The following is an 8,041-nucleotide window of genomic DNA, read 5'->3' on the forward strand; positions in this document are numbered from 1 at the left end:
GCTCGTCGCCGTCGGGCAGCGCGCGGACCGCGACCGGCGCGGGCGGTCCCGCGCACACTAGGAGCCCTTCGTCGAGCATGCGGGCGACTTCGACGCTGACGGTGTAGACCCCGCGCCCGACCCGGAAGGCGAGGTCGCGGGAGGTGCTGCGGCCGTCGGCGTGGGTGAGCAGCTCGCGTCGCAGGCCGTCGGCCGCGCGGTCCGTGCCGGAGCGCACGGGGCGTTCCCGGTCGGGGTGCACGGGGTGCGGCAGGCCGGCGAGGGCGGTGAGTCTGCGCAGCGCTTCCTGAAGCAGCCGCAGGGGCGGTTCACCCAGCGGGACCTGCGCGAACGGCTCGGCGGTGGCGCGGCGTTCGCACTCCTGCACCCGGCCCGCGGCCATCGCGAAGGCGGCGTCGTGCAGGGCCAGCGCGCACACCACCCTGAGCTGCGCGGCACCCGCGTAGCCGTGGGCGATCAGCGCGGTGGCCGGCCAGCGCGCGCCGCCGGACTCCCGGACCAGTTCGGCCCACTGCTCGCCGCTGACCCGGCCCGAGCGCAGCAGCAGTGCCTCGGGGCCCGGGGCGCCGGGCGACTCCACGGCGACCACCCGGCCGTCGCCGAAGTGGAAGGTGCCTCCGGGTGTCCCGGTGATGCGCAGTTCTCCGGTGAATCCGTCGCGGCCGCACTCGGCCAGGGCCTGTGCCAGGAGTTCGTGGCCCGACATCACACCCCCCCGCCTTCTCGCACATACGCCTGACGCGTAGCGCTGAGGAGGGAAGGTGTATCAGTCCGAACGCATATTCCGGGGGCGGGTTTCCTACCTGCCCCTAGTTGACGGAAGTTGAGTCACCAGGACGCTCAAAACACTGTGTTCGGCGCTCAATTGACCGAATCCGAGGCATGTTTTTCAGGGTCCGGAGGCGGTTCCGCCGCGGCCTCGTCCCGCGTCGTCACGACCTCGTCCTCGGCCTCGGGCGGCGCCCCCTGCTCCTCGGCGTACGCCTTGAGGTAACTCACCACCGTGTTCGTCACCGCCACCAGCGGTACGGCCACCACGGCGCCGCCGATGCCCGCCACCATGCCGCCGGTCGCGACGGTGAGGACGACCGCGAGCGGGTGGACACGCACCGCGCGGCCGAGGATGAACGGCTGGAGGATGTGGCCCTCGATCTGCTGGACGGCCAGGACCACGGCGAGGGTCATCACCGCCGTGAACACGCCCTGGGTGACCAGCGCGACGAGGACCGCCAGCGCGCCGGAGGCGACCGCGCCGACGAGCGGGATGAACGAGAACAGGAAGATGAAGACGGCCAGCGGGACGGCCATGGGGACGTCGAGGAAGTAGATCCCGATGCCGATGAAGACGGCGTCGATGAGGGCCACCAGGACCGTGCCGCGCACATAGGCGGTCAGGGTGCGCCAGGCGCGCGGGCCGGCGCCGGCCACGGCGGGACGGGCGGCCGCGGGGACCAGCTTCAGCGTCCAGCCCCAGATGCGCCGGCCGTCGTAGAGCAGGAAGAGGGTGGAGAAGAAGGTCAGCAGGATGCCGGTGAGGGCCTCCACGACCACCTGGACGCCCTCCAGGCCCGCCGAGGTGATCTGGTCGGTGTTGGCGCCGACCGCCTCACGCAGGTTCTTGGCGATCTGGTTGATCTGCTTGTCGGTGACGTGGAAGGGGCTCTTCAGGAGCCAGTTGCGCAGATCGTCGATGCCGCTCTGGATCTGGTTGGAGAGGTCGTCGATGTTCTCCATGACCTGCCAGGTCACGAACCAGCCCATCAGCCCGATGATGACGAAGCCGAGGATCGCGGTGAGGGCCGTGGCGGGCCCGCGCGGGACGCCGTGCCGCATGAGGCGGGCCACCGTGGGCTGGAGCAGGGCGGTGATGAGCAGGGCGACGACGAAGGCGAAGACGACCAGCTGGACGGAGCTGATGATCCGCATCAGCACCCAGACGGTGCCGGCGAGGACCAGGAGGCGCCAGCCGGCCTCGGCGGCGACCCGTACGCCCCACGGCACGGCCTGCGCCGGGTCGGGGCGGGGGACCAGCACGACGGGCGGCCGGGAGACGGCCTTGGCCGTCCTGCCGGGCCCACGCTCGGGCTGCTCGGCCGCTTCGGCGTCGGCCTCCTCGCGGGCCACCTCGGCGCGGCGCTCGTCCAACCGCTCTCCCACATCGGTCAGGCGGGCACCGACCCGACCGATCCACCCTGGCACTCGCGACATGATCCGTCCTCTTCCCCCGTCTCTCCTCACCACTCCCCCCTGGAGTCGTCCGGTCCGACCGTACATGGCGAAAGCCCCTCCCCCTAGGACGGGGAGGGGCTTCGCAAGGTTGAGAGCCGGGCGCGCTCAGTACCAGTGGTTGGCCTGCCAGAACGACCAGGCCTCACAGGGGCTGCCGTACCGGCTGTCCATGTAGTTGAGGCCCCACTTGATCTGGGTCGCCGGGTTGGTCTGCCAGTCGGCGCCGACCGACGACATCTTGGAGCCCGGCAGGGCCTGGAAGAGACCGTAGGCGCCGGAGGAGGCGTTGACGGCCCGGTAGTTCCAGCTGGACTCGTGGTCCACGATGTTGCTGAAGCACTGGAACTGCCCGCTCGGCACCATCGAGGCAGCCATCGCCTGGATCTGCGCGACGGTGTACGAGCTCTGGACCGGGAAGCTGGAGGCGCTCCGGCTGGCCTTCTCCTTGGCCTCGGCGCGTTCCTTGGCTTCCTTGGCCGCCTGCTCGGCGGCCTCCTTCTTCTGGATCGCGGACTTGGCGGCGGCCTTGCGGGCCGACTCCTCCGCGATCTTCTTGGCGCTCGCGTCCGCGGCGATGGCCTGCGTGTCGGCCTGCTGCGTGAGGGACGCGGTCTGCACCTGAGCCTGCTCACCCGCGGGGATGTCCGCCAGGAGCGTCGTGTCGGCTGCCGTCGCCTCGGCGTCGTTCGGCTGCGCGACACTGCCGGAGGCTACTCCGACAACGCTACCTACAGCGGTGACCGCGGTGGCGGAGGCCACTGCGAATCCCCGGACCGAAATCGGGCTCACACGGTTTCCTTCCAGCATCGCCCGCTTCGGTGACCCTGGCGGACGCAATCGTGCCCCTAGACACTGGCCTCCCAACTAACGGGGTCACGGGAGGCGCGGGCCCGGTGGGCAACTCCCCTGCGGGGAGCGCCGCGTGGTGCGCGGGCGGCATACGGCGTCGACTATGGAGTTGGTGGTCCTGCTGTGGTGCCGTACCGCTGGGGGTACAGGTGTGCCGTATGCGGGGCCTGACAGAACCGAGACTCTGCCGTAACCGGACGCCGGGTGGCAATTCTGAGTTGCGTGTGAAAGCTCACATCCCGTTTGACCCCAGGGATTTCGAGAAACCTCGACACGCGAAGGCGCCGCCCGGCTAGGCTCTTGGCCTTTCCGGACGGCGCCAACGGGCGTGTACTACCTCAGATTTGGCCGTCCTCCAGCATTTCGGTCACAAGGGCCGCGATCTGGGACCTCTCGGACCTCGTCAGGGTCACGTGCGCGAAGAGCGGGTGCCCCTTCAGCTTCTCCACCACGGCGACGACACCGTCGTAGCGACCGACGCGGAGATTGTCCCTCTGTGCCACGTCATGGGTCAGAACGACCCGTGAGTTCGCGCCGATGCGGGACAGAACGGTCAGAAGCACATTCCGTTCCAGGGACTGCGCCTCGTCCACGATCACGAACGCGTCGTGCAGCGAGCGGCCGCGGATGTGGGTGAGCGGCAGGACCTCCAGCATCCCGCGCGCGGTGACCTCCTCGATGACCTCGCGGCTGGTGACCGCGGACAGTGTGTCGAAGACCGCCTGCGCCCAGGGGCTCATCTTCTCGGACTCGGAGCCCGGCAGATAGCCGAGCTCCTGCCCGCCCACCGCGTACAGCGGCCGGAAGACCATCACCTTCTTGTGCTGGCGGCGCTCCAGGACCGCCTCGAGACCCGCGCACAGCGCGAGCGCCGACTTGCCGGTGCCGGCCCGGCCGCCCATGGACACGATCCCGATGTCCGGGTCCAGGAGGATGTCCAGCGCGATGCGCTGCTCCGCGCTGCGGCCCTTGATGCCGAACGCCTCCCGGTCGCCGCGCACCAGCCTGACGTTGCCCTCGGGCGAGACCCTGCCGAGCGCCTTGCCGCGCTCGGAGTGGATGGTCAGCCCCGTGTGCACGGGCAGGTCGGACACCTCGGGGACGTAGACATGGCCTTCGTCGAAGAGGATGTCCACCTGCTCGCCGGGCAGGGTCAGTTCGGACATTCCGGTCCAGCCGGAGGAGCCCGTGATGGCGAGTTCGGCGCGGTACTCCTCGGCGAGGAGACCGACCGAGGACGCCTTGATCCTGAGCGGGAGGTCCTTCGAGACGACGGTGACGTCGTACCCCTCGGCCTGCAGGTTGCGGGCGACCGCGAGGATGCGGGAGTCGTTGTCCCCCAGGCGGTAGCCGCTGGGCAGCACGCTGGGGTCCGAGTGGTTGAGCTCGACACGAACGGTTCCGCCCAGGTCCCCGATCGGGATGGGAGCGTCGAGACGGCCGTGCCGGACCCGGAAGTCGTCGAGCAGGCGCAGGGCCTGCCGGGCGAAGTAGCCGAGTTCGGGATGGTGCCGCTTGGCCTCCAGTTCCGTCACCACGACGATGGGAAGCACGACCTCGTGCTCGTCGAAGCGGCTCAGGGCGTTGGGGTCCGACAGCAGAACACTGGTGTCGAGGACATAAGTGCGCCGGTCTGGCTTGTGGCGCTTTGTGCTGGTCACCACGGAAGGACGTACCCCCTCGGAAGAGGTCGGGGAGCGACGGAGTGGAGCTGGACCGGTCGACGGCCCGTTTGCACGGGCCGGGGACCGGCCCTCCACTGCTTCTTCCGTGCTGTGACCGCACGGCAAGGCTGGTGCAAAGGGCCTCCCGGGCGGACGGCCCCGTGCCGCCCGCTGAGATCCGACACCCGTGGTTCGGGCATCGACCTGACTGGCTTATGCCCTCGAAAACGCGCCGCCATGCCCACGCAGAGGACGGCGCGCTGGTGAACTCCCTGTTACTTCCGCCCCAGAACGGGGTAGCCGGACTGCTTCCGCAGGCGCCCGTCAGCCGCCGTAGCGTCGGTGGCGGGCCGCGTAGTCGCGCAGCGCACGCAGGAAGTCGACCTTCCGGAAGGCCGGCCAGAAGACCTCGCAGAAGTAGTACTCCGAGTGGGCGGTCTGCCAGAGCATGAAGCCGGACAGCCGCTGCTCGCCGCTGGTACGGATCACCAGGTCGGGGTCGGGCTGGTCGCCGGTGTAGAGGTGGCGGCCGATCATGTCGATGTCGACGGCCTCGGCGAGCTCCTCCATCGAGGTGCCCTTCTCGTGCGCGTCGAGCAGCATCGCCCGTACGGCGTCGGCGATCTCCTGGCGGCCGCCGTAGCCGATGGCGACGTTGACGAGTATGCCGTCGACGTGGGCGGTGGACTCCTCCGCCTCCTTCAGCGCCGTCTGCATCGGGGAGGGCAGCAGGTCCGGGGTGCCGACGTGGTGGACGCGCCAGCGGCCGTCGGCGGCGAGGGTGCGCACGACGTCCTCGATGATGCCGAGGAGGGGGCCGAGCTCCTCCGGCGGGCGGTTGAAGTTGTCCGTCGACAGCAGCCAGAGGGTGACGACCTCGACGTCCGTCTCGGTGCACCAGCCGAGGAACTCCTCGATCTTCTCCGCGCCGGCGCGGTGGCCGTCGACAGGGGTGGAACCGGCGGCCTTCGCCCAGCGCCGGCTGCCGTCCACGATGACACCGATGTGCTTGGGCACCTGGGCGTGGTCCAGGTGGCCTTCCACCCGGCGTGCGTAGAGCCTGACCAGCAGGCCGCGCAGCTTGTCGCGCAGGTTCACGTGAAAGTCAGCCCCTCTGAGATGGCGGTCCCCGCGGCTAGAGCGTACCGGGGGTCGCCGGTCGCCAACTGCACGGGGCCTTCGGGCGCATGGGCAAGGACAGGCCGCGGGACACCGTTCGCGCCGTGCGGCGGAGCGCCGGCCGCCGCGGGCCCCGCGCGGTGTCAGGTACCTCAAGACGCCTCCCAGGGACCCCTGGGCACCTCAGGACACAAAAAACGGGCCGGTCCGTGGGGGGGAGACGGACCGGCCCGAGGGGGGGTTTCCACCATAACCCTTCGTGAGGGCTGATGCGTGCACCGGCGTGCCACAACTACTCTCCGGAGTCGGACGGCAACGGCGCGATGGACGACCGAAGCCCTGTTCATGGAGGTTTCGTGACCGAATCGCGGCGGCATCATGGGGACGTAGGACGTCGCCCGCGTGGGTGAATCCGGGTCGGAACGTTTCTTTGACGCCGGGAAGTGGGCGCGGCACCGCGCAGCCCCCTCCTCTGCGCGGTGCCACCGCGCAGCTTTGCTGACGCGAATTGCCTCGGCTTGAATTTACGTCAGCCGAGGCCCGGATGCGAGCCGCCTGGGATAACGATGTGGAAACCCCGTGAAGACCATGGATATACGGGGCAGATCGGCCCACGATGCGCCGATTGTCCACTTTGTAGCTTTCTGAAGCCGTCTCCAGAAGCCGTCTCCGTGGACCCGCCCGTCAGACGAGCGGCTTGCGGGCCTCGAAGAGATGACGGGTGCTGTGGGCGACGAAGGGGCCCTCGGCCTCGATCCGCTCGTGCAGGGACCGCAGTCGGGACTCGTACGCGGCCACGGTGAAGTCCGGGACCATCCACACCACCTTGCGCAGGAAGTGGACGACGGCGGCGATGTCGTGGAACTCGATCCGCAGCCGCTCCGCGCGCAGGTCCACGACTTCCAGCCCGGCGGCCTCGGCGGCGGCGCGTTCCCGCTCGGGGTGGCGGTCCGAGCTCTGCTCGGGGGGCTGCGGGCCGAGGAAGTGCTCGACGAGCTCGAAGACGCTGCGCGGGCCGACGTGCTGGGCGAAGTACGTGCCACCGGGCTGCAGCACCCGCACGATCTCCGCCCACTGGGGGCTGACGGGGTGCCGGCTGCTGACCAGGTCGAAGGTCCCGTCCGCGAAGGGCAGCGGCGCGTCCTCCGGCGCGGCGACGACCACGATGCCGCGCGGGCGCAGCAGGGCGGTGGCCTTCGCGACGTTCGGCGGCCAGCCCTCGGTGGCGGCGGCGAGCACGGGCGTCGCGACTCCCTGCCCGAGGGCGAAGTCCATGACCTCGCCGCCACCGGTCTGGAGGTCGAGCGAGGCGGCGGCCGCGGCCAGCCGTCCGGCCAGGGAGCGCGCGTAACCCCACGAGGGCCGTGCCTCGGTGGCCCGCCCTTCGAACCACGAGAAGTCCCACCCGGCGGTGGGCACGGCGGCGCCCTCGGCGACGAGGTCCTCGAAGGTACGGGTGTGTCGGGAGGTCATGGGGTTGATCGTGACAGGGGGACGGGGAGGGGCGCCGTCCATTTTCGGGGAGCGGGCCGTCAGGTCGTTCCCCACGGCGTCGGCTCGTACTGGTTCCCTACGACGTCGGCTCGTACCGCAGCAGTACTACGCCGTTGCCGAAGGTGTGCGACTCGACGAGTCGGAGGGAGGTCAGGGTGTCGGAGTGCGGGAACAGGGGCTTGCCGCCGCCGACGAGGGCGGGGTGGATGTAGATCCGCAGCTCGTCGACGAGGCCGTACCGCAGGAAGGTCTCCCCCAAGTCGGCCCCGCCCAGGGCGAGATCACCGCCCGGCTGCTCCTTCAGCGCCCGGACCTCTTCCGGTACGACCTCGTGGACCAGGGTGGAGTTCCACTCGACGTGCTTGAGGGTCCGGGAGTAGACGACCTTGGGGAGGTTCCGCCAGATCGGGGCGAACTCCCTGACGGAGGCGGGCGCGTCGGGGTCGGCGTCGGCGGTGGGCCAGAAGTCGGCCATGAGCTCGTAGACGCGGCGGCCGTGCAGCAGACCGCCCATGGCGCCGATCGTGGCGTTCATGTGCGCGTGCAGTTCGTCGTCGACCCGGTGCCAGCTGATGTCGTCCGGGTCGGAGCCCTCGATGTAACCGTCGAGGGACATGGACATCATCAGGACGATTTTCCGCATCGGACACCTGACCTGAGCGAGGGAGAGAGGATCGCACCAAGGT

At 70.0% G+C, this 8,041-nt stretch carries 7 protein-coding genes; all 7 read right to left on the bottom strand.

The features are described from left to right. A partial coding sequence (locus EHS43_RS30810) for a MarR family transcriptional regulator (protein ID WP_125193980.1) occupies positions 1–706 on the bottom strand: 706 nt, incomplete at its 3' end. 155 nt (positions 707–861) lie between these two features. After that, positions 862–2,208 carry an AI-2E family transporter gene (locus EHS43_RS30815; RefSeq protein ID WP_125193981.1) on the bottom strand — a complete coding sequence of 449 codons (1,347 nt, stop codon included), beginning with the start codon at positions 2,206–2,208 and terminating at the stop codon, positions 862–864. A gap of 126 nt (positions 2,209–2,334) precedes the next feature. After that, the gene (locus tag EHS43_RS30820) at positions 2,335–3,018 is read right to left on the bottom strand and encodes a lytic transglycosylase domain-containing protein (RefSeq protein WP_260470793.1); all 684 of its coding nucleotides are present in this window, start codon (positions 3,016–3,018) and stop codon (positions 2,335–2,337) included. Between the two features lie 398 nt (positions 3,019–3,416). Next, positions 3,417–4,742: a PhoH family protein gene (locus EHS43_RS30825; protein ID WP_125193982.1), complete on the bottom strand. Its 1,326-nt coding sequence runs from the start codon at positions 4,740–4,742 to the stop codon at positions 3,417–3,419. Positions 4,743–5,066: 324 nt separating this feature from the next. Then, positions 5,067–5,840 carry an isoprenyl transferase gene (locus tag EHS43_RS30830; RefSeq protein ID WP_125193983.1) on the bottom strand — a complete coding sequence of 258 codons (774 nt, stop codon included), beginning with the start codon at positions 5,838–5,840 and terminating at the stop codon, positions 5,067–5,069. 705 nt (positions 5,841–6,545) lie between these two features. Further along, complete coding sequence (locus EHS43_RS30835) at positions 6,546–7,334, bottom strand: methyltransferase domain-containing protein (protein ID WP_125193984.1); 789 nt, start codon at positions 7,332–7,334, stop codon at positions 6,546–6,548. Between the two features lie 97 nt (positions 7,335–7,431). Then, the gene (locus EHS43_RS30840) at positions 7,432–7,998 is read right to left on the bottom strand and encodes a dihydrofolate reductase family protein (RefSeq protein ID WP_125193985.1); all 567 of its coding nucleotides are present in this window, start codon (positions 7,996–7,998) and stop codon (positions 7,432–7,434) included. Positions 7,999–8,041 lie beyond the last annotated feature (43 nt).

The organism is Streptomyces sp. RP5T, assembly GCF_003933965.1.
Classification (GTDB): domain Bacteria; phylum Actinomycetota; class Actinomycetes; order Streptomycetales; family Streptomycetaceae; genus Streptomyces.